We start from the raw sequence: 24,574 nt of genomic DNA on the forward strand, positions 1-24,574 counted from the left end.
AACACCTCGAGGCCGGGTGGGGGCCGCGCACAGGTGATCGCCGCCGTCGCGGCGGTGTTCGATGCCCAGGCCGCCCCCACCTCCGACACTCTGCTCGGTGCGCTGACGAGTCTGGGGATGCCGACCGGGATTGTCCTGACCTTTCTTGAAAGCCAAATGAGTCTGCGTCGTTTCGGCGATGTTTGGGTGCGCTGGTCAGGTGATACCGCCGCCAACATGACAGAAGCGGCGCTTCACGTCCTCGCAGCCCCGGCCACCGCCGAAGCCATCCTCGCCACCATCGGAACCGGCGCGGCCAGAGGAACCAGCATGGAACGTGTCAAAGCGGTTCTGTCTCAGCATGACCGGTTCGTTCGCACCAGCCGCAGCACGTGGGGGCTGCGCGCGTGGGACGTTGCCGAGTACGTCAACATCGCACACGCGATCGGTGAACGCATCGACGCCGCCGGCGGCAAAGCCAGCGTCTCGGCAGTGATCGAGGACCTTCGGGCGCGCTATCCCGATATCACCGAGGCGTCGATCCGGGCCTATCTAGCCACTCTGGAGTTCGTCGTGGAAAAGGGCGTTGCACGACGGCGCACCAAAGCTGACAGATGGCCGGCGCTGCCGCCGCTGAACACAGTCCGTGGCGTTTTCCGCAACGGGGCCAACGAGATTCGTGTAGCGCTCCCCGTCACCGCGGAGCTGCTCCGCGGATCCGGCCAAACAGTGCACCCGGCGGTCGCCCACGCCGCCGGCGGCGTCCGCCCGGGCCAACAGCGAACATTCACCAGTGCACACGGGCCGGTCACCCTGGCTTGGAAGCTGGCCTCGACACGAGGCGTCGGCATCGGCTCACTGCGAGCCCACGCCGTCGCTGTCAGCGCAGCCGCCGGTGACACGCTGGTGCTCGTGTTCAGAGCCGCCGATGCGTCACTGGAAGCGGTCCGCGTGCACGCCGAGGAAGCCGAACCTGCTCGGCTGCACAAACTGCTCGGCCACGCGGTTCGAAAACCGGCCGCAGCGCTCGCCGCGGCCTTGGACTGCCGACAAGAAGACGTCGACGCCCTACTTCGCGGCCGCGGAGATGACGAGCTGGCTGCCGTGCTCGACGCCAACGGGCGCAGGCCGCGCATGCAAGAAGCGCCAACGCGGGCCGGTGCGATGTGAACACCGCACCGGCGCACGAGGACCCCAACACCGCCCCGTTGCCAGCCCTAAGTCAGTTCTTCACCTGGGCGCCTGGGGAACAGCCCGCGCCCTACGATCCGCCGCGACCTTCGACGGAAACACCGCCGCAACCCAAAGGTCCTTCCTCGCCCACCGTGATCGACGTCGTACCCCGACCCCGTGCCGCGAACCAGTCAGGACACCGCCGGCGTTGGCTGGTCGCCGCCGGTGCGGTTGCAGCCGTCGCCGCGGCCGCCGTGGTCTTCTGGCCCGAGCGCAGCACCACCGACCAGCCCGCTCTCTTAGACGACCAGGCCTCCCCCTCCCCGACTGTCGCGGTGCCTGCTCAGCTCGATCCCCGGCTTGCGTCGTTAATCCCAACCGGCTACCCACCCGGGACGTGCACGCCGGTTCCCACTGACAATCACAGCGCCGCTGACTGTGGTCCGAACATCGACGCGCCGAACACCTCCTCGCGATTCACCCTCTACCAGGACGCCCATGCCCTAGCCGCCGCACTCGACGAGTTCATCAGTGGCACAACAGTTCTCGTCTGTCCCGGCAACTACCAATCCCCCGGCCCGTGGCGCCGTAGCGCAGCACCCGACGTGCCTGTCGGCACTCTGGTGTGCGGCACCACGTCACAGGGACATCCCCGGATCGGCTGGACCATCGACAGCGAGCGACTGCTTGCCAGCATTGAATCCAGTGAAGGCGGCCCAACGCTCCCCCAGCTCTACGACTGGTGGTCCAGACACTCCTGATCGCGGTCGTCGCCTCTGAACGCTGCGAGCAGACTCCGGATCACCAGCGGGTGGGCAGCGCTCGAACCTGCTGCTCCAGCACAGTCTGGCTGGTCGTGGCCACGTCAGCGTCATCAACGAGTGCGCACCCCAGATACCCCACCCGCTCGGGGTCCATCTCCCCCGATACCCCCACAGCAGGGTCCAGCACCGCCGCCACATGCACTGGAAAGTCCACAATCCCTGACTGCAGGACCCGATTGCCCGCGGCCGGGGTGAGCACCACCGCCGAGACGGTGACCGAACCGCGGTCCTCGCTGAGCAGGTCAGGATGGATGTGATCGCGCTCGACGCCCTCGCCCAGCGCGCACACCACGGCTGGCTGAACCTTGCAGAACCAGTACCGGCCCGGCACCGTCGAACGCAGCCGTCCGGTCACCCGCAGCTGCAGGGGCAGGTGCGCGGCGAAGTCCGTCACCGGGAATCCCCGCACACTGTGCAATACGAGACGGGCCATACCCAGACGCTAACACCAGCGCGCTCAATGTGTTCACGAACTGTTCTCGAAATGCGTAACAATGAACTATTCTGACTCGTATGGACAGTCAGGAGCGATCGTCACACGCTGTGCACTCACGCACCACCACACCACGGACTGCTGTACTCAACTCGCCCCGCCGCCTGCGCATTTTCGCCGGACTCGTCGGCACCGCCTTGCTGGCGGGATGTCAGATGCCCTCCGTCGCGGGGCAGTCGCCGGCCGACGGCACCGACTACCCCGCCCAGCCGCCCGCGGACACGCTCACCGGGCCCGTGCCGGTGTCCCGCGTGGTCGACGGCGACACCCTGTGGGTCACAACCGGCGACGGTGAGACCAAGATCAGGCTGATCGGCGTGGACACCCCTGAATTGCTCGACCCCCGCTCTCCGGTCGAGTGCTTCGCCCAAGAGGCCTCCGACTTCACCAAGCGCGCCCTCACCGGACAGTCGGTGTACCTCGAGGACGACCCCAGCCAAGACAGCATCGACCGCTACGGCCGCCGCCTGGCCTACGTCTGGACACTCGACGGCCGCCTGATCAACCTCGACCTCATCGCCGAGGGATACGCCAACGAGTACACCTACTCCACGCCCTACCGCTACCAGCGCAGTTTCCAGAACGCCGAAACCGCCGCAGCGCAACAGGAACGAGGACTGTGGTCACCAACAACGTGCAACGGCGACACGAGCGGTAACTGACCGCGGTGCTTGCGATCCGCAGGCCAGGCGTCATCGCCGAAGGCGTTGAAACGGTAGGCGATAGCCTCCCGCTTCGGGTATGATGGACACAGTTGACCACCCGCTGCCACCAGCGCCAACGCCGGGCTTTTCAGTGCGGGCCGACTCCGAGGGGAGCACCTACAATGAGCACCATGACCACCGCGCCAAAGCGCCCACCCACCCACGACGAGGCCGTGTCCATCGCCGTGGCGGCAACCGGCCTGGCCGAACACGAAGTCTCGCCCGGCGCGCGTGACCTCCTCGACCGAATCGGCCGCGGCGAACTGACCTACGACGAGGCCGTCGCCGAGGTCATCGCGGAGTTCGGTCAGCCCGCCGAATAGCACCTTGGCGTCCTACAACCAGTGGGAGGACTACTTCTGGCCCGATGCGCCAGGGGTTCTGAGGAATCGCCTCAACATCAAAGACAGTTGGAAACTGCGCGAGGCGGAAACGCGAATCAGCCTGGTCCGCATGGCCGAGATCATCACCGAGGACAACCAGCCCGACGTGATCGACCTCGACTACTACTGCGGGGTGCACCGCAAAATTTTCGGTGACGTCTACGACTGGGCGGGCACACCCCGCACCGTGCCGAAGTTCGGTATGACCAAGCAGTGGCGCGACGTCGTCAACTTCGCTCCCGACGACCGCACCGCACCGTGGGTCAAGTACCACTATCGCCCGGGCCCGGAGGTCGCCAACCGCGCGGCCTCCCAGTTCACCATGCTCGACTTCGAATTGCGTGACCCGCGGAAACAGGCCCCGCACACCTTCATCCCCCTCATAGCCACCTCCTGGGGCGGGCTCGACAACATCCACCCGTTCCGTGAAGGCAACACCCGAAGCCAGACCATCCTGTTCCACCAAGTCTGCCGCAAATACGGCTACGAGCTTGACGGCCAGGAGCTGTTCAATCGCCGGGAAGAGTTCATCGGCGCCCGCTTTCACGGACACGCCACCGCAGGGTACGGGCGGCTCATCGCGCTGCTGCTTGACACCGTGCGCGAGCGTGAGTCCGAACAGCTCAGTGAGCGTGAACTACGGTGGGTCGACTCGCTGCGCGACGCCTCCCAGCGCCGTGCAGGCCCCGGAGGACTGCACCTCTGACCGGCCAGGCTTACCCGTGGCGGCCATCGAGCGCCGTGGACTCACAGCGGTCGGTCGGGCGAGGCAGGTAGTAGGTCGCCCCACACTGGTTGCACTGGGCGGTGCGGTGCAGAATCCCGCATAGGCAGTGGCTCACCCCGATCGTGACGCGATGCGGACCTAGCTCGTGCCCGTTGGCGCACACCGCCGGATACGGCGGCTCCGACCAGCTTCCATCACCGTTGCGGCGCAACGGAACACCGTCGGTCAGTATCACCTCGGCGCTCGTATCACCGGCGCCGGCATCCGATGCCGCACTGTCGCTCATGTCCCGCACCGTCCCACGATCATTGGGTGGATTTAGCCACCCGCACTGGGGTAGGCTCAACACAACAGGTCTACCTCATCGACCCGAAGGAACCGCACCCATGCCCGCCACCGCGACCGGCGCCAAGTCCAGCTCCGACCCCGACACCTCGGTGGCCCAACGCGTCCTGCCCATCGTCGGGGCCAACATCGTGGCCCGCCGCGAAAAACTGGGCATGTCGCAGCGGGCACTGGCCGAGAAGGCCGGTGTCGACCGGGTGTTTCTGCGCCACGTCGAGCAAGGCAACCGCGCGGCCACCCTCGTCTTCCTCGCCAAACTCGCCGACGCCCTCGACACCACCATCGAAAAGCTCACCCACGGCGTCTGACCGGGTTCTTGGGCGCAAGCCTCGGACTTTAGTCCGGGGTGAGCCCATCCCGTGTGTTGCCGGGTGTAGCCCGGCGGTCAGAGTGGTCGGGCTTGTCCGTCGATGTACTGCTTGATGATCGACAGTGGTGCACCTCCGCAGGAGACGGCGAAATAGGACGGCGACCAGAGGTGCCCGCGCATTTCCGCACGGACACAGGCGCCGGTGAGTTCGCGGCGGACCGCGTACGCGGTGCGGCCTTTGAGGCGCTGCACCAGAGTGGAGATCGCCAGCGCGGGCGGGTAGGCGACCAAGAGGTGGACGTGGTCGGCTTCACTGTTGAACTTGACTAGATCGGCGCCGAGCTCGTCGCACACGCCGCGCAAGGACCGCACGGCGGTATTTGGTCACGAACACCAGGTGGGCGTGGAGCAAGGAAACGCTGTGGCGGGCGCGTCGGTAGGACTGTGTTGTCACAGGTGGCCTTTACAGTCGTGGGTGTGCAGATGCGTTATCGGTATCGCATTGAACCGACACCGGCCCAGCAGGAGATGTTGGCGCGGGTGTTCGGATGCACGCGGGTGGTGTTCAACGACGCGTTGCGGGTGCGCGATGAGGCCTACCGGGCCGGGGTCAAGCTGTCCGACAGCGAGATCCAGCGTCGGGTCATCACCGTCGCGAAGAGGACCGAGGAACGGGCCTGGCTGGCCGAGGTGCCCAGTGTCGCGTTGGTGCAGTCGGTCAACGATTCCCGACGGGCGTGGCGCAACTTCTTCGACTCGGCCACCGGGAAACGCAAGGGCCGCAGGCTGGGGCGCCCACGGTTCAAATCCCGCAAGGATCACCGGCAGTCGTTCCGGCTCACTCGCAACGGCTTCTCGATCCGCGACAACGGCCGGTTGTTCGTGGCCAAGGTCGGCGACGTCGCGGTGCGCTGGTCACGCGAGCTGCCGTCGACGCCCTCTTCGGTCACGATCATCCGGGAACCCGACGGGCATTTCTACGCCAGCTTCGTCGTCGACGTCGCGGCCACACCGCTGCCCGTGGTCGACCGGGAAGCCGGCGTGGATGTCGGGATCGCTCGCCTGGCCACGGTCGCCACCACCGACGACCATCGAATCGACGTCGCCAACCCGAAGCATCTGGGCCGCAAACTACGCAAGCTGCGCCGATTGGAGCGGGAGAAAGCCCGCCGGCAGAAAGGATCAGCCAACAGGGCCAAGACCAGGCGCAAGGTCGCCATCGCTCACAATCAGGTCGCCCGTGCGCGGCGGGACTATCACCACAAGCAGGCTTTGGCGCTGGTTCGCGAGAATCAAGTGATCCACGTCGAGGACCTCAACATCGCTGGGATGGTCCGCAACCGCCGACTCGCACGCGTAATCAGCGATGCCGGGTGGGGCCAGTTCGTGAAGATCATCGGCGAAAAAGCCGACCACTACGGGCGCACAGTGCACGCGGTGTCGCGGTGGTTGGCGTCGAGCAAAACGTGCTCAACACCGGGGTGTGGGCACGTGCTCGACGAATTGCCGCTGCAGATCCGCATGTGGGTGTGCCCGGCATGCCAGGTGCCCCACGACCGCGACTTCAACGCCGCCAAGATCATTCTCGCTGCCGGGCGGGCAGAGAGACTAAACGCCTGTGGAGCCCGTGTAAGACCGCAACTCGTTGCGGCAGTGGGCGTTGAAACAGGAAGCACCCCAACAGCGGCGTAAGCCGCCAACGGGAATCCCCGGACTTCAGTCCGGGGAGCACGTCAAAGCGAAGTCACCGATGTCAGAGCCTGGTGGTAAAGATCGACCATGGACAGCAGCACACCCACCCGCCGGCACCAACTGCCGCACACCCCGGTGCGCAGCGTCCACCGGATAGAAGGAGCGGTGCCGCCATGAACCCGTTCGACTACAACCCACCCGATTCCCGGCAGGCCGCCCCCGCCAGCGACGAGGTGTACGTCGCCGCAGTCAAGCCCCACGCCGCCGTCTCCCCGTCCGACCGGCAGCCCTTGGCCCGGGTCCGCTACACCAACGGCAAGACCTTCGTCGGCCACCACCTGCTGCGCCACATCGACCTGCACCGCGAGACCGGCCGGCCCGTGGACTACTGGCTGGCGATCGACCGGCTTGCACGCCAGGTTGTCAGCCAGATCGACACCCTGGTCAGCCAGCACACCATCCGCCAGGTCGTCTGCTTCAGCGAGCTGCGCTACCAGATCGACGCCGACACCGGGTGGTCGCCCGAGGTCGACGCCCTCCCCACCGAGGACTGGGCCGCGGTGCAGTGGCGCGTCACCGACATCCTGCGAACCGGTTAGCTGCCCGGGCCGGGATCTTCGCCCGCTCAACGCCGGCACACCTTTTCCCACCTTGTCCGCACATCCGCGCCGACAGCGCCGTCCAGCCGCCCGCAGGCAATCCCGTCGGTGGTGTGAGGGGCGGTCTGCACCCAGGCCCGCCGCGCCCGGCGCCGCATGACACGCCGCTTTGCGGGCCGTGCCCCGATCCTCACACGTGGGCATGGACGAGACCAGCTGCCGAAAGGCGGTGCGCCGCTGAGGCAGGCCCCGCCCTTCGGCGCGGCGTGGGTCAATCAGAACAGGGATTCGCTGTTGGCCTGCGCCCAGAGGGTCTCGAACGACGGGCGCTGCTTGTCGTCGACCACCGCCGGAGCGACGACGAAGAAGTGCTCACAGTTCGCCGCCGCGGCAAGCCGATGCCGCACGATACGGTCAGCGCCGACGTCGCGACGTCCAGGCAGTTCGGCCAGGTGGGCATTCATGTCGGCTTGTGACCCGCACGCCAGGCGGCGCACCGACCGCGCCGTGACGCCCTTACGGCCGTCGCGGCCAGCCGGGGTGACCCGGCGCACCTCGTAGACTGCGAACTCGGTCTCATCCATCAGCCGCTGGAAGGCCACCTCAACCTCGACCAGCCCGGCCTCGGAAATCATCTGGGCCACACTGCTTCCCGCGATGAGGGTCTGGCGTTCGTTGAGTCGACGCGACACCGCCTCCATGAACATCGCCTTCGCGCCGGCCAGCGGCTCCTCGCGGTAGCGCTGCACCATGTTGGCCCGGCCCGCCGCCGTCGACATGGCATAGACGCAGAACGTGCAGCAACTTTTGGACCAGGACGTGCCCAGCTTGGCCCGCACATACTCAGCACAGGCCTGACGATCCATCCCCAGCTCAATCAACGGATACCACCCTGTACGCCGCGCGTTGTTGTACAGCCGGTCCTTGTCGGCCCGGCGCTGCTCACCGGCCTCGAAACCGATGACGTGCCGGTAGGCCTGGCCGCCGGTGACCCTGCTGATCACCGGATCGAGCGCCCATCCCTTGGCGTGAACCGAGCATTTGCGGGCTCCGCCGAGCTGGGGAACCGTTCCAGCAGTGATCATTTCGGTCGACAGACGGTAGGCACCGTCGATGTGCAGCCGCTGCGGGCAGGTCGAATCGTCCAGGATCACCACACCGTCCCCACTGGTCGTGGTGGTCCGCTCCGACCGCGCACATTGGATGTAACGGATCCCAAGGCGGCGAAAGATCGGCAAGATGTAGGTCTCGACATCGCGTGCAGTCGACGCGAATTCGTCACCGGTCATCGCGGTCACGACCACCATGTCGGCCAGGTCGAAGTCCCGCGTCTGCGGCTCGGTCAACCACCGCAGCAACAGGCACGTGCTGTCCAACCCAAGCCCGTAGGACACGACCACTGACGGCCGCTGAGCGCCGTCGTCGATCCCAGGAAGCTCCAATTCCGTTGAGCCTGTGCCGGACATCGGTACCTCCAACCTCTCTTACTGGGTGGCTTTAGCCTACCATCTATGGTAGGCTAAAGCCACCCAGTAAGAGAGGATCGGCAGCCCCCATGACCGCTTCCATCGAACGCCACACCGGAACGCTGACCACCGGCGACGTGCCCGACCTGCGTTGCTACGACGTGATTCTGGTCAATTCCAGCGCTGGAAAGGACTCCCAGGCCAGCCTCGACGTGGTGGTCCACGCCGCCCGCCAGGCCGAAGTGCTGCACCGCGTCGTCGTGGTCCACGCCGATCTGGGCGAGGCCGAATGGGACGGGGTGCCCGAACTCGCCGCCGAGCACGCCGCCCACTACGGCCTGCGATTCGAACTGGCCCGACGCGAACGCGACGGAGCCCTCTACACGATCCTGGACCACGTTCAGCAGCGCGGAATGTGGCCCAGCGCCTCCCAGCGATGGTGCACATCGGATTTGAAACGCGGCCCGATCCGCAAGGTGATGACCAAGCTGGTCGCCGAACTGCGCGACAGCGGCCAGATCACCGGGCGCCCCGTGCACCTGCTCAACGTCATGGGCCTTCGCGCAGAGGAGAGCAGCGCCCGCGCCCGCCGACTCGCCTACTCCCCCAACACCGCCGCCTCCAACGGACGCCGCCGCGTCGATGACTGGTATCCCATCCACCACTGGTCCACCACCCAGGTCTGGGAGCGCATCCGCGCCGCCGGCACCCGCCCACACCGCGCCTACATCGATGGCATGTCGCGCCTGTCGTGCAGGTTCTGCGTCCTGGCCTCCCGCGCCGACCTGGTGTGCTCAGCCCGCCTGAACCCCGAGCTGGCCCGCCGCTACGCCCAGGTCGAAGCCGAGACCGGGCACCGCTTCCGCGCCGACCTGTCGATGGCCGACATCATCGCCGAATCCCAAGCAGGCCAGCAGGGCGCATTCATCGCACTTGCTGACCTGCACCCCCTCGGGGCATGACCGCCCAGGCCAGTCAGGAGCCGACCATGACCGCCAACATCATTCACCCCGTGCAGGGGCGAGATCCCCACGCCGGCCGCCGCGTCGCCGTCTACAGAAACCTCCACAAAGGTGCCTGGTCGATCAAAGCGCTCGACGGCCCGCACAAGGGCACCGTCGTCGCCCACGCCCAGGTCGTCGGCCTGCTCGACTGCGCCATGCACGTGCGGATCGCCGCCCAGCAGCGCATCGCCGCTGGCGCTGCCCGCGAGGTCCACGCCTGGATCGTCGGCCGCCTCAGCGAGGTCACCCTCGACCAGCCCACCCGCCTCGTGTACCGCCCGCACGAACGGCCCGAGTTCTACCTGGCCATCACCGGCAGCCCCGTGCACACCGCCGCAGCAGTCCTGTTCACCGAACACGCCTACGTCAACGCGGCCTGAAACCCGCTGGAAGGAGCCCGCCATGACCACCCCCGCCCCAGTCCTGCCCACCATCCCCGGCGACGCCCTGTGCGAGCTGCTCAACGCCTACTTCGTTGCCCGCGACGACCTCTACGAAGCCGAAGCCGCCGGTGCCGACGACATCAGCCGCGCCATCAGCCGACAGGCCGTCATCGACCTCGCCGACGAACTGGTCGCCCACTTCGTCCCCGACATCGGCGCCCGCTGCGCCCTGACCGGCGAAGACCCCGCCGACCTTGCCTACACCGGGCCCGCGCTGCCCCGCCCAGGCGAGGCCATCTCAGCCATCCAGCCCGGCGTCGGCCGCCTCGCCGGCACCGTCGAGGCCGTCACCGACCGCGGGGTCCTCGTGCAGTGGCAGCACACCAACCTGCTGCCCATCACCTACCCCCGCCGCCAGGTCGTGCCCACCGCATTGGGATGGCACATCCGCCGCACCTGAGACCACACCGACAGCCCAACAAACCCAAACGCCCACCCGCAGAAAGGAACCCACCATGACCGTCTCCGACCGCTTCGCCGACAGCGTGCGCTACCACTTCAGCAACCCGCCACAAGACTGGACCGTCCGCAAGCTCGACACCCGCCGCTGGGCGATCGTCAACAGCGCCGACGACGTCATCAGCACCCACCCCACCCGCACCGCCGCCGAGCAGAACCGAACCGCCGGCCCCTACGTGCGGATCTGGACCGACCGCACCGCCTGGTACCTGGGCGCCAGCACCGACCCACGCTGCCGCGCCCTCACCCCCGAAGAACTCCGCATCATCGCCACCGTGCTCATCGACCTCGACCACCCCGACGCCCCCGCCGCCTGCCACCGAGCCTGGCCCGACGCCGAGTTCTGCGACCTGTGCGACCTGCCCCTACGCGGACCCAACCGGCTCTGCCCTCGCTGCGATCACTGCTCCACCGACGGCTGCACCAACCCGCTCGACGACGGGGAAGGCTTCGACGGCTACTGCGGAGACTGCGCCGACCGCCGCGACCACCTCTACACCACCTGACCCACCAGCGCCCGGGCCGCCGGCACCGTGCCGCACGTATACGCCTGGCCGCACCTCGCCCAACGTCAACCACCCGTCAGCCCAGCCCGGCCCGGCCTGACGGCGAAGGGCCGTGCTGCACCCAGGCCAAGCCGACAAGCGTCCACCAGCCACCACCGCCGACGCAGCCCCACAACGCAAGCACAGGAGGAGAAATGCCCGACGACATCGTGGCCCGCGCCAAGGCGGCCCTGCACGCAGTGACCTACGGGCCGTGGGAGATCGACGAACGGTACCCGATCATCTGGCTCGGTGACTTCACTCCGGGATTCCGCATCGAGAGCCACGACAAGGCAGAGGAGAACGCGAGGTTCGTCGTTGAGGCACGCACGCTCGTTCCTGAGATGGTCGCCGAGATCGAAGCATTGAGAGCAGCGGTGGCCAGGTTGACCGTCAACCCCGTTCGCCACGATGAGGCCTCCACGCCCCGCCTGCCGAAGCGTGTCTCAGCGCGAGTCACGCGCAGTCGCCGCACGCCCCTGTCATTCCGTGGACTGTTCCAAAAAGGTTGATACGCAGCGGATTCGCGACGCTAATGGGTGGCGATCCCCTCCCGTAGATGGTAGGCTATAGACATCCACCCCTCGAGAGGAGCCACCGATGTCGGAGCCGCAGTCGATCACCACCCGCGCTGTGCCCGCCTACCGCTACCACGAGCGGCAGCTGTGCCCGCCGTGTATCCAGGCGGCGATCCTGCCGATCACCGAAGGCGCAGAGTACGACGACACCGAACACGTGCTCGACGTCGTTGCTCAGGACCGCGGCATCGACCGCACCGCAGTGACCAGCGACGCCTTCCCAACACCGATTCCAGCCGTCGAAGCCCTCAACCAGACCTGCGGTGAGTGCGACTCGACGCTGCTGGACAGCGACTACTGGACGCTCTACCACGCAGCCCTCGACACCATCGCCGCCGAGGCCGACACCGTCGACACGCTCATCGCAGTGCTCAACCACTTCTACCGGCCCCAGGCTGGCGCGGCGTTCCACCCCGGCGGCGCCGACCGCGACCTGTGGAACGTCCTGAGATGGGAGCGCAGCGACTGGACGACAGCCTGGTCCAAAGCCAACTACTGGTACGCGATGCGCGACAGCCAGGGCAACACCTTCACCTACACCGAAGGCGACATCGACCGGGGCTCCAAACCGTGAACGACATCCACGCCACCCACCTCAACAACCAGGACGGAGGAACCGCGATGACCATCACCCTCTACACCAAGCCCGGATGCGTGCAATGCCGCGCCACCGCCCGTCAGTTCGACAAAGCCGACGTGCGCATCGACACCATCGACGTCTCCGTCGACACCGCAGCCGCACAACTCCTCGAGGACCTCGGCTACCGCAGCGTGCCCGTGGTCATCGCAAACGGGCAGTCGTGGGCCGGACACCGGCCCGACCGCGTCGACGCGGTGATCCGCCAGACGGCAGAGGCGATGTCATGCCCGCGACTCTGAGCGAGGAACAGCGCCACCTGATCGCCTTCGTCGCAAGGACCAACGGAACCATGCTGCTAAAGGCCATGATCGACGACCACGCAATGCAAGCTCTGCTCGCCCGGGCCGGAGGGGCCACGGCCCCAACCGCCCCCGACGGCGCCCCGGACTGGATGACCAGCTACTGGACCGTCGCAGACAAATTCGTCAGCCCCGGCCGCGACAAGATGCGCGTCAAAGTCACCGCCGCCCAGGTCCGCAAGCTCGGCCGCAGCCTGCCCGCAGGCCTGCACGCCGAGATTCGCCAATGCCTCGACGCCCACAGTGCCGAGCGCGAGCGCACCCGCGAATGGTGCTACTGCCCCTACGCGCACACCGCCCCCAACGCCCACAGCGGGCCCTGCGCCCGCCACCACCCCAGCGCCGACGAGGACGCCGAGCACCGCCACCGCGCCGCCGAACTGCGCACCTGGTCGGAAACACTGCTGCGCCAAGCCCTGTACCCCGCCGCCGGCGTCCAGCTCGACCTGTTCGCCACCCTGCGCTGACAACCTTCTTGCCGACCAAAGGAGACACCGCGATGACACCCACCCCGGCACGCACGCACACCATCGTCGAAATCGACCAAGGCACCGCCACGCCCATCACCTTCGACCTCGGCACCGCAAACGAGTACGGCGACTTCGACGCCGCCGCATACGAAGGCAACCTCTATCTGAGCATCAACGGACGCCTCTACGGGTCGCTCTACATCCGCCACGACGCCGCAGCCGGTCACCCCACCATCACACTCGGCCAGTACGACCCGGCCACACAGCAATGGGAGCCACGCAACGAGATCGGGCCCGAGCTGCAAGGCGAGATCTGCTGACCCCCTGAACAGCAGCCGCCGCGCGGCCACCCGAAACACACTGCGCCACAGGGGAAGCCGCTCTAGGTGGTTGCCTATGGCCACCCATGCATGGTAGGCTATAGCCATCCACTCAGGAAGAAGGGACCGGCGATGAGCAGCTGCACCTGCCACTCGATCCGCGAAGGCCACGGCGGAATCACCTACACCCTGCACATCCTCGGCGTCCTGTGCGACCACTGCGAAGGCGCCATCGCCGACGCCCAAGCCCAGGCCGACGCCGACGCCATGACCACCGCCGAACAGATCGCCGCCCGCTGGGACTACGCCCGCCGCTACTGCCTTCCCCGCCGACGCCCCGGAGCCCCCATCGCCTCCGACGCAGCCCCGTTCTGACCCACCCACCCCGACCCGCTCCAGCACCCCCCTCGAGAAAGGCCCGTCCAGATGACCCTCACCCTCACCGACCTGTTCTGCGGAGCCGGTGGAAGCTCCACGGGCGCAATCGCGTTCGGCAACGTCACGGTCAAGACAGCCGCCAATCACTGGGCAAAAGCCATCGAGACCCACAGCCTCAACCATCCCGACGCCGACCACATCCAGGCCGACCTGTCGCAGATCGACCCCCGGTACTTCCCCAACACCGACCTGCTGTGGGCCAGCCCGAGCTGCACCAAGCACAGCATCGCCCAAGGCAAGAAGCGCCAGGATGCCCAGCCCGACCTGTTCGGCGAGACGCTGCCCGAGGAGGCCGCCGAACGATCCCGCGCCACCATGTGGGATGTCGTCCGCTTCGCCGAGTACCACCAGTACCTCGCGGTCATCGTCGAGAACGTTGTCGATGTGGTGTTCTGGCCGCCGTTCCAGGCGTGGCGCATGGCGATGGAATCCATCGGCTACACCGGGCAGCTCGTCTACCTCAACAGCATGCACGCCCAGCTTTTCGGGCCCGGCGCGCCGCAGTCCCGCGACCGGTTCTACGCGGTATTCACCCGCGCCGCAGACCCCCGCCCCGATGTGTCGCGGCTGGTGTCCCCACACGCGGTCTGCCCCGAGTGCGGCCCGATCCGTGCGATGCAGGTGTTCAAGCGTCAGGACCGCCCCAAGTGGGGCAAGTACCGCTCCCAGTACGTCTACCGGTGCCCTAACACCGCCTGCCGCAACCAGATCGTGGAGCCGCTGTTCCGGCCCGCCGCCGAGATCATCGACTGGTCTCTGACCGGCACCCGCATCGGCGACCGCACGCGCCCGCTGGCCGACAAGACAATGGCCCGCATCGCCGCCGGAATCGAACGGTTCTGGACCCCGATGCTGGTCCCAGTCGAGGGACGCGACGGCAAGACCGCCGTCCCCGTCGATCAGCCCGCCCGCACCATGACGACCCGCAACGAGACCGGCCTGCTGGTCCCGACCGGCGGCACCTGGCGCACCGAGGCCATCCCCACCAGCGAGCCGATCCCGACCCGCACCACCCGCGAGAACGACGGCATCGCCTTCCCCGCCTTCGTCGCCGAACTGCGCGGCGGATCCAGCGACGCCCGCGCGGTGTCCGAGCCGCTGGCCACCGTCACCGCCTCCGGCAACCACCACGGCCTGGTCTACGCCGACCGCACCCGCCCCCTCATCACGAGCTTCTACGGATCCGGCGGCAACAGCACCGTCGACCATCCGCTGCCCACAGTCACCACCCTCGAACGACACGGATTGCTCAACCGCGGCCCGGTCCCCACACCGCCGCCGGTCATCGACATCAACGATGTCTACTTCCGGATGCTGGAGCCCCGCGAGATCACCGCCGCGATGGACTTCCCTAGCCACTACCGCATGGTCGGCACCAGGCGCGAGCAGGTGCGGCTGGCAGGCAACGCCGTCACCCCGCCCGCCGCCCGCGACCTCGTGGGCCTGGTCATCGAGACCGTCACCGGCGAAACGCTGCAACCCGCCGCCTGAAGCCACCCGGTGGGGGTGCTCCCCCCACCCCCACCGGGTCCGCCGCCCCATACCCCCGACTACCGACAGAACCGAAGGACCACCGCCAATGAAGTACTTCTATCTCGGAACGAGTGAGGTGCGTTGGCTCGGCCAAGCCAACGTCCCGCTGTTCATCTCCCACCGCCGATTGGCGACCCGCAAGAGCTTCCCGCGTGCGCTCACCGGATGGGCACTCGATTCCGGTGGCTTCACCGAACTGTCGATGTACGGCCAATGGCGCACCAACGCCCGCGACTACAACGCCGCGGTCTGGCGCTACGACCAAGAGATCGGAAACCTCGAATGGGCCTCGCCCGGCGACTGGATGTGCGAACCCGAACAACTCGCCCGCACCGGGCTCAGCGTGCGCGAGCACCAGCGCCGCACCATCGCCAACTTCCAAGAACTGCAAGACCTCTGGCCCGGCCCCGACTTCGACGTGCCCTACGTGCCGGTCCTACAGGGATGGTCAGCTGACGACTATCGGCGCTGCGTCGACATGTACTACGCCGCCGGCGTCGATCTGTCGCAGTGCTTCCTCGTCGGCGTCGGCACCATGTGCCGACGCCAGGCCAGCGCCGAGATCGACGTCATCCTGTCGACCATCCAGCGCCACGACCCCGAGATCCCACTCCACGCCTACGGGCTGAAGCTTTCGGGTCTCAAGCGCTACGGCCACAGAGTCCTCAGCGCCGATTCCATGGCGTGGAGTTGGGCAGCGCGGATGAGCGATCCGCTGCCCGGCCACACCCACGCCTCGTGCAACAACTGCCTGCCTTACGCCCTGGCCTGGCGCCAACGCATCCTCACCGTGCGCCCCTCCGGACAGATGAGCTTGTTCGATGCGGCTTGACGCCTACCCTTATTGTGCGTCGCCGTCGCCCTGGCGGGCGCCGGATGCCCGCCTGACGGCGGGCGCGTCCGTAGCCCCTCACCCTCACCCGTCAGCAGGGGTGCCCAGCCTAATCGGCCCGGGGGCCCGACCGGTCAACCCACGCCCACACCGGGCTACGCGGGCCGAGTGACCTTTTCGGCCCAATCAAGCTCGCTCCCGCTCGCGGGCCGAAAACCCCGCTGCGCCCGGCGCGGACTCTCCGGGGTTGACCGCCCACCCTCGACCTATTGGCCGCACCCCAGCGCTAACCGGCGCACCGCATCACCAACCCGAACGGAGCACACATCATGACCAGCATCGCCACCGCGACCACGGACCCGTCGAACAACACCGCCCACGACCCGACCAACCATCCCGGCGCCGCGATCGTGCACCCGGCCGCCCACAGCACCCGCCTGTCACTGGCCCTGGCCCGCGCCGACATCCACACCGCCATCAACGCCGACGACGACCACCGCCGCCGCCAATACGCGCTGGCCGCCCGCGACTACGCCGCCGAGGTCCTCTGCGATCCCACCTCCACACCCTCGGAAATGCAGTACGCCGGCTACTACTTCGCCGACGCCGAAGCGATCATCGCCCAAACCAGCGCAGATCCCGACGCCTAACCCATCCACCGAGCTGGCCCGTCCTCACCCAAGGGCGGGCCAGCTCATTTCTTGCCCACCCAACGAAGAGCCCGCCGCGTACGACCACGAGTACCGCTGCACGGCCCGCCATCGCCCATTTCCCTGCGGCCGACCTACGGCCGAGCCGGCCTCTCCACCATCCAACGACCCATGACCCACAAAACTGTGACGGGTGCGGAGTCGAACTCCGCACCCGTCACTCAACAACCGTTGCCGCTCACCACAACCGTGGCTGCGCTCCGAGCATCGCCGCCTCCACTGCGGCCGCATCCCAGCCCGACCGCACCGCCTCTCGCAGCGCTAACGCCCGCTCCCGTCTGGCTCTCACACCCGCGCCCCGCGCGATCACCGCCGGCCGGCCACCGCCGCGGCCCCGCGCCACCATCTGCTCCATGTTCTCCTGCTGGGTGCCCGCGATCACGTGTGCGCGCACCCCGGCACGAATCTCCTCCGCGGTCACCACGCGCACGCACAATGTGACATCACATTCGTGCAGCGCGCGCACATCCCCCTGTAGCGGTTCCCCCGCCTGTGCGTGCGCAAGCGCGTAGCGCGGCGGCCGCACCATCACTGCGTGCCGCCAGCCGCCGCGCCGCAATGCGAAGCGCCCGTATCCATCTGTCCCGATGGCGCCCGTCCACAGCCAGCAGTCCTGTTGCCCAGGACCGCGCACCACGTGTGAGAAGAACTGAGCGATCTCGCTGGCATGACGCACCGGGTCGACGACCAACTCGCGGCCCTGTCTCATCCGACTGATCGTCAGGCGCTCAGCGCCGTGGTGGCTGGATCCACCACGGCCGTGTCACCACTCTGCTGCGCCGTGTCACCACCCGGCGCAGCACTATCCACGCCGCCGTCTGCGACCGTCACATCCTCATGCTCGGCACGCGGTGCCTGGCCGCCGGCCTCGTGCTGTTCACTCTCGGCCAGACGCAACAGTTCTCGCACCCGCGCCTGCGTCTGGCCACTCTGCGCAGCGATACCGGCGATCGTTTCGCCGTTGGCCCGCAATACCTTTGCCGCCGCCCCGGCCGCCAGCCGAATCGCCGTCGCCTTCTCCTCGGCGCTACGCCGAATCCGCTCCAGCCGTTCGTTCAACTCCCGCTCGATCCGGGCGATCCGCTCGGCGGCCCTGGCCAGCGCCGCCTCTTCGTCCTTGGCCGCGGCCTGCTCGGTGTGCTCGAGCTTGTCCAGCTCGTCGAGAAACTCCTTGAGCGACTGCACAATCGCACGCTCCCGCGCCTCCCGCTCCGCATTCGCGCGATGCCGCGCCTCCAAAGCCCGTTGCAGATTCCCTGATTTCGTCGTTGCTTTGCCCATGTTTGCGGACTTTAACCAGCCCTGCTGACGTAATCACCCTTCCAACTCCCCCTGCCCTCATCACGGCCTACCCCACTCCACTTTCAGCTCACACCCAGTCCCACCAGCACCTTCACCTTCCAGCCCCCGTTTTGTCCCACACACCTCTTGCACTCAGGTCACGGAACGGTAACGAGGTCGGGGGCGTGCGGGCCTTGGGATCGTCATCAACGCTGCCTAGCGTCCGAGCTGTGATGGGCATTCACAAGCTGACTGCCGGCACCGGATACCTGTATCTGGTGCGGCAGGTGGCTGCCCACGACCGCACCCACACCGGACCCGACTCCCTCGGGGACTACTACTCGTCCAAGGGAGAGACCCCGGGACGGTGGGCAGGCCGTGGACTCGCCGGATTGGCCGAAGGGATGGAGCACCGCGCCCACACCGACCAAGGCGCGCAGCTGTGGAACGTCGAGGCCGGGTCCGAGGTCACCGAGGATCAGATGAAGAACCTGTTCGGTCTCGGAGTCCACCCCAACGCCACCCCGCTGGCGCGGCACCTGATGGCCCAAGGGGCGACCCGCAACGGTGCGCTCGAGGCGGTCAAACTCGGCCGCCCCTTTCACGTCAATGCCGGGGAAACCGCGCTGCAGCAACGGCTTGCCGTCGCCTTCCGCGACCACAACATCAGTGAGGGCAAGCACTGGAACGCCCCCATTGATGAGGAACTGCGCGCCGCGATGCGCACCCGCATCGCCACCGAGATGTTCGAAGAAGAACACGGCCGCACCCCGGCAGATGAACGCGAGCTGACCGGATACATCGCCCGCGGCACCCGCCAGCTCACCACCTCAGTGGCCGGTTACGACATGACCTACACCCCGGTCAAAAGTGTGTCGGCGCTGTATGCGCTGGCACCGCTGCACATCGCCGAGATCATCGAGAAGTGCCACACCCGCGCCGTCGAGGACGCCCAGAACTACCTGCAGGACCACGCGGCCTACACCCGCATCGGCGCCCAAGGTGTCGCCCAGGTCGACACCGACGGCTTCATCGCCGCCCACTTCCTGCACCGTGACACCCGCGCCGCTGACCCCGGACTGCACACCCACGTCGCGGTGTCGAACAAGGTTCGCGCCCAAGGCACCGACGGCATCTGGCGCTGGTACGCCCTTGACGGTCGACCTCTCTACGCCAGCACCGTCGCAGCCTCCGAGCTGTACAACACCCGCCTTGAGGCCTACCTCGGCGCCGAACTCGGAATGCGGTTCGCCTCACGCGGACACACCCCCGACGGTAAGCGTGAGGTCCGCGAAGTCGTCGGCGTCAACCCCGAATTACTCGAACTGTGGTCCTCCCGGCGGGCCGCCATCGACGCCGAATGCGCCGTGTTGGCCAAGAAGTTCCAAGCCGAACACGGCCGCGAACCGACCACGCCCGAGTCAATCGCACTGTTCCAACAGGCCAATCTGTCGACCCGCGCCGCCAAGCACGAACCCCGTTCCCTGGCCGAGCAGCGGCAGGAATGGCGAGCCCAGGCCATCGGTCTCCTCGGTGACGAGCGGGCACTGAACGCGATGCTCGGGCGCTGCCTCGGCGCCAGCGCCCGCACCGCTGCGACCGTCACCGCCGAGTGGCTCACCACCCAGGCGCAGCGCGTCATCGCCGCTGTCTCCCAGTCACGTTCGACGTGGCGACGCACCCACGTCCTGGCCGAAGCGCTGCGGGTCATCCGCTGCACCGGGCACGCCAACACCGACGGATTGGCCGAGCAGATCACCGACATCGCACTATCGGAACCCCTGAGTATCCGCCACGCCGGCAGCCCCGACACCGACCTCGGTGAACCGGCACTGCTGCGCCGGCGCGACGGCGCCAGCGTCTACCGACAAGCAGGCAGCCAGACCTACACCAGCGCCGAAATCCTGGCCGCCGAAAAGCGCATCCTGGCTGCCGCCACCCTCACCGACGGCCGACGCGTCGATCCCCTCGACGTCGACCTGGCGCTGCTATCCGAGGCCGCGCACCGCCGCGAACTCAACGCCGGCCAAGCCGAACTGGTCCGTCAGATGGCCAGCCGCGGTCAACGAGTCATGCTCGCGCTGGCCCCGGCGGGATCGGGAAAGACCACCGCGATGTCGGCGCTGGCGCGGGCGTGGGAGGGCGCCGGCGGCACCGTGATCGGGCTGTCGCCCAGCGCGAGTGCCGCCCAGATCCTGCGCGATGAGATCGACATCGACGTCGCCGACACCGTCGACAAGTTCAACTGGCTGCACAACAACCCGCACGCCGATACGGGCGATCCTGCCCGCCAATGGTTCGACCGTATCGACCACAACACCCTTCTGATCATCGACGAAGCGGGCAAGGCCGGCACCCTCGCACTCGACTCGGTGATCTCTGCAGCACTGGCCCGGGGTGCCTCGGTGCGTCTCATCGGAGACGACAAACAGCTCGCCTCGATCAGCGCGGGCGGCGTATTGCGCGACCTCGCCCACAGCAGTGGAGCCATCACTTTGTCGCAGGTGATGCGGTTCGCCTCACCCGCCGAAGCCCAGGCCGGACTGGCGCTACGCGAGGGCGACCCGTCGGGCATCGCCTTCTACCTCGACCAGAGGCGCGTCCATGTCGGCACCGACGCGATGGCCATCGACATGGCCTTCGACGCCTGGCGCGCAGACACCGAACAGGGCCACCACTCGCTGCTGCTGGCGCCCACACACGACCTGGTGAGCGAACTCAACGAGCGTGCCCGGCTGCACCGACTGACCGCCCTGGACGATCAGGCACCCACCCTGGAAGCCGAATTGGCCGGCGGCTCACGCGCCAGCGTGGGCGACATCGTGTTCACCAAGAAGAACGCGCGGATGCTCACCGTCGGCCCCAACGACTTTGTCCGCAACGGCTACCGGTGGGAGGTCAGCGCCGTCGGAGCCGACGGATCACTGACCGTCACCCACCTGGAATCCGGGGCCCACCGCCACCTTCCCGGCGACTACGTGCGGGCCCACGTCACCCTCGGATACGCGGCCACCATCGACAGCGCCCAGGGCGCCACCGCCCGCCACCGCTGCCACACCGTAGGTTCCGACAGGCTCAGCCGCCAGCAGATTTACACCGCACTGACCCGCGGTGTGCGCGAGAACCACATCTACTTCTCCACCGCGGAAAACGATCCGCACCGCATCCTGACCCCGAAGGCGACCCACCCCGACACCGCCGTCGATGTGCTGACACGGGCACTGGCCCGCGACGCCGCCCAGGTGTCGGCCACCTCGCTGGAGCGCGAAACCGTCGACCCGCGCCGCCGGATGTCGGCCGCCGCACACATGTACAACCACGCCGTCGCGGCCGCCGCAGAACAGCTCCTCACCCCCGCCGAGCACGCCGCGCTCGACCGTCGCGCCGAGGAAACACTGCCCGGCCTCACCTCGGCCGCGGCGTGGCCGGTGCTGCGCCAGCACCTGGCGCTGATCGCCGCCAACGGCTACAACCCGCTCAAGCGGCTCGCCGCTGTCGTGCGCGCAGGAGACTTCGACGACGCCGCCGACCCCGCCGCGGTGATCGACTGGCGACTCGATCCGTCGGGCTCGCATTCCGGCGGCACAGGTCCGCTGCCGTGGCTGCCCGCCATCCCCTCACGGCTGCGCGACGACCCGCACTGGGGTCCGTACCTGAGCCGCCGCGCCCACCTGATCCGCGAACTCGACACCGCCGTGCGGGCCGAAGTCGCGACGTGGACGACGGCCACCGCACCCCGATGGGCGCGCCCCATCGTCGGCTCCGACGCCACGCTGGCCGCCGATCTCGCCGTCTACCGGGCAGCCACCGACATCGATGACGCCGACACCCGCATCGCCGGAACCGAGCAGTATCCCGCCCGCCTCCGCGCCGCCCAACGCGGCCTGGAGAAGCGGGCCGCCGCCGTCGTCGGCGCCCAGATCGGCCACCGCCGCTACAACACTCTGGTCGACTCCATCAACCCGCACATCCGCAAAGACCCGTTCTGGCCCCAATTAGCCACCCACCTCGCCGAGGCCTCCCGCACCGGCGTCAACATCCGACAGCTCGTCCTCAAAACGGCCGCCGAGCGCCCACTGCCCGACGAACTTCCCGCCGCAGCCCTGTGGTGGCGACTGTGCGGAACACTGTCGCCGGCCATCGTCGAAACCGCCCACAACGGGCTGCGCCCAGACTGGCTACCCGACCTGCACACCATGTTCGGCAGCGCCCTGGCCGAGACGATCGCCGCCGACCCGGCATTCCCCGCGCTGGTGTCGGCCATCGCCACCGCAGACCCCCAGCGATGGCAACCACTGGAGCTGCTGCAGGTCGCCGCCGAGCACCTGGCCGACGCTGACGCACACCTGACACACCACCTACGCCCCGACGAGTACGCCCGCCTGCTCACCTACTCCATCGACCTGTTCACCACCGACGCCCCCTACGACCACGACATCCCAACACCCGAGCAGCCGCCGCTGACCGACGAGGAATACGAAGAACTCCAGCACCTGCACCCCGACCCCCAGCGCCCCCATCCGGTGTCCGACCCACTCGTTCTCACCGACGCGCTGGCCGACTCAGACGTGCTCGCCGCCGCGCTCGGCTTTCACGACGATCTGCCCGCCGACCCCGGCGAGGACCTGTGGCTGACCCCGCCCGAGGACCAACACGTCGTCGCCGAGGACTACCTCGACTTCGATTCCCTGTCCGCCACGCGACCCGCCCCGGCTGCCGCGCTGGCCGCCGCCCAGGCCGACGTACGCGCCCTGCGGCAGCGCTACGAGGCCGCCCAGGCCGACTACGAGAGACTCGCCACCCAGGTGCAGTCCACCCTCGGCGGCCCCGCCGTCGCGGCCGCCGGCCCCCGGATCGTGGAGCTGCGCGCCCGCGCCGACGCCGACCGCCCCTACCTTGCCGAGATCGAATCCGTCATCGACCGCTGGCACGACGACGACGAGACCTACACCAGCAACCTGGCCCTCATCGACGCCGCCCAACAGGAATACGACACACTGCGCGCCAACCCCGACAGCGACCCACTCGACGTCGCGTCAGCCGCCCGGCACCTCAACTGGCTCAAGGAGATGGTGCTGCCCATGCAGACACCCGCCGAACGCTGGTACCCGGCACTGCGGGAAGCCACCGAGCGCCGCGAAGCCGCCGCCGGGGGCCCAGAGCACGTCGTCACCCACGCCGATGTGGACGCGCTACTGACGCAATGCCGCGCCGAGGACACCAGGCTCCTCAGCGCCCGCCGTGCCGAACTACGCCGCCTGCTCGACCAACTGCTCACCGCCGAATCCGCCGCCGCCCGCGCCTTCGCCGAGGCCCAGCTGCGCACCGCCGATCACATCATCGAACAGCTCCCCACGATGACGACCGAACTGCGGGTACTCGCCGCCGCCGGCCACAACACCTTCCAGCCCCCGCTGCACCTCAACCCCGAGGCGCTGGCCCAGCTGTCCCCCTTCGCGGCGTCGGCGCTGGAATCCGTGGCGGCCAACCCCTTCGCCATCACTCCCGTAACCGCCAGCGACCGCGCCGAACTCATCGCGCAGATGGCGGCGCTCGCCGACGCCGCCACGGCCAGCGACCGCCGCATCGTCTGGTCAACTGCCGCCGACGCCCCCAACGACCCCGACACCGCAGCACTGCACGCCGAGATGGTCGACGCCGCCACACTTCGCCTCGACCCCGCCACCACAACACCAGGCACCATCGTCGTGGTCGATCACGCCCAGCGGTTGACTCCCACCGAGATCGCCGCGCTCGCCGACAACGCGGTGAGTACAGACGCCCGCCTGGTGCTCATCGACACCGACACCCGCCAATGGACGCCCGCACCGTCGGCGCCGCTGCTGCGACTGCTCAACAAAGACCTGCCCTGGTCGCGCACGCTCAGCGTCGACTCCACCGTCCGCAGCCACACCGGTCCCCCGTCGCAGCCCCCCGACCTGCAGGCCGCACTCACCCAAGCCAGCGACCTCGACCCACAACAGCGCACCCCCGAAATCACCGCCGCCCTCGCCGAATATGAACGCCTCATCCAGAACCACCGCAGCGCCCACGGTGTCCACGACCGGCTGCAGAACATGAGCGGCGACGCCGACCGCTCCCTCAGCGACCGACACGCCGAGTGAACACGTTGGAGGGTGACGTTGGGATGTGGGAGAACCACTTGGCTTTCGCACTCGGCAACACACGGTCCTAGTCGACGCGCAGGTCGTCCTTCGGCCCGAAATGCAGCAATTATGTCGCAGAATTGACTGCACATGCGTCGCTTGGACCAGCACACCACGCCCGGCGGGTTCATACGGCCCGAAATCCTCGCTCCACCACCCC

General features: G+C 67.9%; 27 protein-coding genes and 1 pseudogene. 22 read left to right on the forward strand and 6 right to left on the reverse strand.

The annotated features are described in order from the left end of the window. Positions 1–33: 33 nt before the first annotated feature. Positions 34–1,149 carry a hypothetical protein gene (locus K3G64_RS00205; protein WP_238884828.1) on the forward strand — a complete coding sequence of 372 codons (1,116 nt, stop codon included), beginning with the start codon at positions 34–36 and terminating at the stop codon, positions 1,147–1,149. A gap of 155 nt (positions 1,150–1,304) precedes the next feature. Next, entirely contained in the window at positions 1,305–1,913 is a 609-nt protein-coding gene (locus K3G64_RS00210) for a protein kinase (RefSeq protein WP_238884829.1), read from the forward strand. 40 nt (positions 1,914–1,953) lie between these two features. Here the strand turns inward: K3G64_RS00210 and K3G64_RS00215 are convergent, their stop codons facing one another. Then, positions 1,954–2,409 (reverse strand): hypothetical protein, encoded by a 456-nt coding sequence (locus tag K3G64_RS00215; protein ID WP_238884831.1) that lies wholly within the window; start codon positions 2,407–2,409, stop codon positions 1,954–1,956. An 80-nt stretch (positions 2,410–2,489) separates the two neighbouring features. Between K3G64_RS00215 and K3G64_RS00220 the strand changes: the two genes are divergently transcribed. The 3 genes from K3G64_RS00220 (at position 2,490) to K3G64_RS00230 (ending at position 4,262) form a co-directional block, all read left to right on the forward strand. Continuing rightward, positions 2,490–3,131 (forward strand): thermonuclease family protein, encoded by a 642-nt coding sequence (locus K3G64_RS00220; RefSeq protein WP_214395857.1) that lies wholly within the window; start codon positions 2,490–2,492, stop codon positions 3,129–3,131. A 173-nt stretch (positions 3,132–3,304) separates the two neighbouring features. Beyond that, positions 3,305–3,496 (forward strand): antitoxin VbhA family protein, encoded by a 192-nt coding sequence (locus K3G64_RS00225; RefSeq protein WP_232491353.1) that lies wholly within the window; start codon positions 3,305–3,307, stop codon positions 3,494–3,496. 4 nt (positions 3,497–3,500) lie between these two features. Beyond that, on the forward strand, positions 3,501–4,262 hold the full coding sequence (locus tag K3G64_RS00230; RefSeq protein ID WP_214395858.1) for a Fic/DOC family protein: 762 nt from the start codon (positions 3,501–3,503) through the stop codon (positions 4,260–4,262). A gap of 10 nt (positions 4,263–4,272) precedes the next feature. On the opposite strand, the gene K3G64_RS00235 is transcribed toward K3G64_RS00230, so the two are convergent. Then, a complete protein-coding gene (locus K3G64_RS00235; RefSeq protein ID WP_214395859.1) occupies positions 4,273–4,569 on the reverse strand; it encodes a hypothetical protein in 297 nt (98 codons plus the stop codon). A 100-nt stretch (positions 4,570–4,669) separates the two neighbouring features. Between K3G64_RS00235 and K3G64_RS00240 the strand changes: the two genes are divergently transcribed. Next, on the forward strand, positions 4,670–4,936 hold the full coding sequence (locus K3G64_RS00240; protein WP_214395861.1) for a helix-turn-helix domain-containing protein: 267 nt from the start codon (positions 4,670–4,672) through the stop codon (positions 4,934–4,936). Between the two features lie 77 nt (positions 4,937–5,013). Here the strand turns inward: K3G64_RS00240 and tnpA are convergent. Next, a pseudogene (gene tnpA, locus K3G64_RS00245) lies at positions 5,014–5,392 on the reverse strand (IS200/IS605 family transposase). Positions 5,393–5,421: 29 nt separating this feature from the next. On the opposite strand from tnpA, the gene K3G64_RS00250 reads away from it, so the two are divergent. Then, entirely contained in the window at positions 5,422–6,630 is a 1,209-nt protein-coding gene (locus K3G64_RS00250) for an RNA-guided endonuclease InsQ/TnpB family protein (RefSeq protein ID WP_370646922.1), read from the forward strand. A 173-nt stretch (positions 6,631–6,803) separates the two neighbouring features. Beyond that, positions 6,804–7,229, forward strand: coding sequence for a hypothetical protein (locus K3G64_RS00255; protein WP_214390510.1), 426 nt, complete (start codon positions 6,804–6,806; stop codon positions 7,227–7,229). 275 nt (positions 7,230–7,504) lie between these two features. Here K3G64_RS00255 and K3G64_RS00260 read toward each other — a convergent pair whose 3' ends face one another. Beyond that, positions 7,505–8,386: a hypothetical protein gene (locus tag K3G64_RS00260; RefSeq protein ID WP_238884835.1), complete on the reverse strand. Its 882-nt coding sequence runs from the start codon at positions 8,384–8,386 to the stop codon at positions 7,505–7,507. A 398-nt stretch (positions 8,387–8,784) separates the two neighbouring features. Here K3G64_RS00260 and K3G64_RS00265 point away from each other — a divergent pair, with 398 nt between their 5' ends. The 13 genes from K3G64_RS00265 (at position 8,785) to K3G64_RS00325 (ending at position 16,906) form a co-directional block, all read left to right on the forward strand. Further along, on the forward strand, positions 8,785–9,657 hold the full coding sequence (locus K3G64_RS00265; RefSeq protein ID WP_238884836.1) for a phosphoadenosine phosphosulfate reductase domain-containing protein: 873 nt from the start codon (positions 8,785–8,787) through the stop codon (positions 9,655–9,657). A gap of 26 nt (positions 9,658–9,683) precedes the next feature. Further along, positions 9,684–10,079, forward strand: coding sequence for a hypothetical protein (locus K3G64_RS00270; RefSeq protein ID WP_214390513.1), 396 nt, complete (start codon positions 9,684–9,686; stop codon positions 10,077–10,079). Between the two features lie 22 nt (positions 10,080–10,101). Continuing rightward, entirely contained in the window at positions 10,102–10,542 is a 441-nt protein-coding gene (locus K3G64_RS00275) for a hypothetical protein (protein ID WP_238884837.1), read from the forward strand. Positions 10,543–10,597: 55 nt separating this feature from the next. After that, positions 10,598–11,107, forward strand: coding sequence for a hypothetical protein (locus K3G64_RS00280; protein WP_214395866.1), 510 nt, complete (start codon positions 10,598–10,600; stop codon positions 11,105–11,107). Positions 11,108–11,301: 194 nt separating this feature from the next. Beyond that, a complete protein-coding gene (locus K3G64_RS00285) occupies positions 11,302–11,658 on the forward strand; it encodes a hypothetical protein (protein ID WP_214395867.1) in 357 nt (118 codons plus the stop codon). 88 nt (positions 11,659–11,746) lie between these two features. Then, positions 11,747–12,298 carry a hypothetical protein gene (locus K3G64_RS00290; protein ID WP_214390520.1) on the forward strand — a complete coding sequence of 184 codons (552 nt, stop codon included), beginning with the start codon at positions 11,747–11,749 and terminating at the stop codon, positions 12,296–12,298. Beyond that, complete coding sequence (locus tag K3G64_RS00295; RefSeq protein WP_238884838.1) at positions 12,295–12,603, forward strand: glutaredoxin family protein; 309 nt, start codon at positions 12,295–12,297, stop codon at positions 12,601–12,603. The genes K3G64_RS00290 and K3G64_RS00295 overlap by 4 nt, the downstream gene beginning before the upstream one ends. Beyond that, the gene (locus K3G64_RS00300) at positions 12,588–13,130 is read left to right on the forward strand and encodes a hypothetical protein (RefSeq protein WP_238884839.1); all 543 of its coding nucleotides are present in this window, start codon (positions 12,588–12,590) and stop codon (positions 13,128–13,130) included. The genes K3G64_RS00295 and K3G64_RS00300 overlap by 16 nt, the downstream gene beginning before the upstream one ends. A 32-nt stretch (positions 13,131–13,162) precedes the next feature. After that, positions 13,163–13,453, forward strand: coding sequence for a hypothetical protein (locus K3G64_RS00305; protein WP_214390522.1), 291 nt, complete (start codon positions 13,163–13,165; stop codon positions 13,451–13,453). Positions 13,454–13,585: 132 nt separating this feature from the next. Then, positions 13,586–13,828 (forward strand): hypothetical protein, encoded by a 243-nt coding sequence (locus tag K3G64_RS00310; RefSeq protein ID WP_214390523.1) that lies wholly within the window; start codon positions 13,586–13,588, stop codon positions 13,826–13,828. 51 nt (positions 13,829–13,879) lie between these two features. After that, the gene (locus K3G64_RS00315; protein WP_214396346.1) at positions 13,880–15,382 is read left to right on the forward strand and encodes a DNA cytosine methyltransferase; all 1,503 of its coding nucleotides are present in this window, start codon (positions 13,880–13,882) and stop codon (positions 15,380–15,382) included. Between the two features lie 88 nt (positions 15,383–15,470). Continuing rightward, positions 15,471–16,256: a deazapurine DNA modification protein DpdA family protein gene (locus K3G64_RS00320; protein ID WP_214395790.1), complete on the forward strand. Its 786-nt coding sequence runs from the start codon at positions 15,471–15,473 to the stop codon at positions 16,254–16,256. Between the two features lie 329 nt (positions 16,257–16,585). Then, positions 16,586–16,906 (forward strand): hypothetical protein, encoded by a 321-nt coding sequence (locus tag K3G64_RS00325; RefSeq protein ID WP_238884840.1) that lies wholly within the window; start codon positions 16,586–16,588, stop codon positions 16,904–16,906. 238 nt (positions 16,907–17,144) lie between these two features. On the opposite strand, the gene K3G64_RS00330 is transcribed toward K3G64_RS00325, so the two are convergent. Both K3G64_RS00330 and K3G64_RS00335 read right to left on the reverse strand, forming a co-directional pair. Beyond that, positions 17,145–17,675, reverse strand: coding sequence for a hypothetical protein (locus tag K3G64_RS00330; RefSeq protein WP_214395792.1), 531 nt, complete (start codon positions 17,673–17,675; stop codon positions 17,145–17,147). Between the two features lie 11 nt (positions 17,676–17,686). Beyond that, entirely contained in the window at positions 17,687–18,247 is a 561-nt protein-coding gene (locus tag K3G64_RS00335; protein WP_238884841.1) for a hypothetical protein, read from the reverse strand. 233 nt (positions 18,248–18,480) lie between these two features. Between K3G64_RS00335 and mobF the strand changes: the two genes are divergently transcribed. After that, positions 18,481–24,372, forward strand: a complete 5,892-nt coding sequence (gene mobF / locus K3G64_RS00340) for a MobF family relaxase (RefSeq protein ID WP_238884842.1) — start codon at positions 18,481–18,483, stop codon at positions 24,370–24,372. Positions 24,373–24,574: the final 202 nt, after the last annotated feature.

This window comes from Mycobacterium sp. IDR2000157661 (assembly GCF_022317005.1).
Taxonomy (GTDB): domain Bacteria; phylum Actinomycetota; class Actinomycetes; order Mycobacteriales; family Mycobacteriaceae; genus Mycobacterium.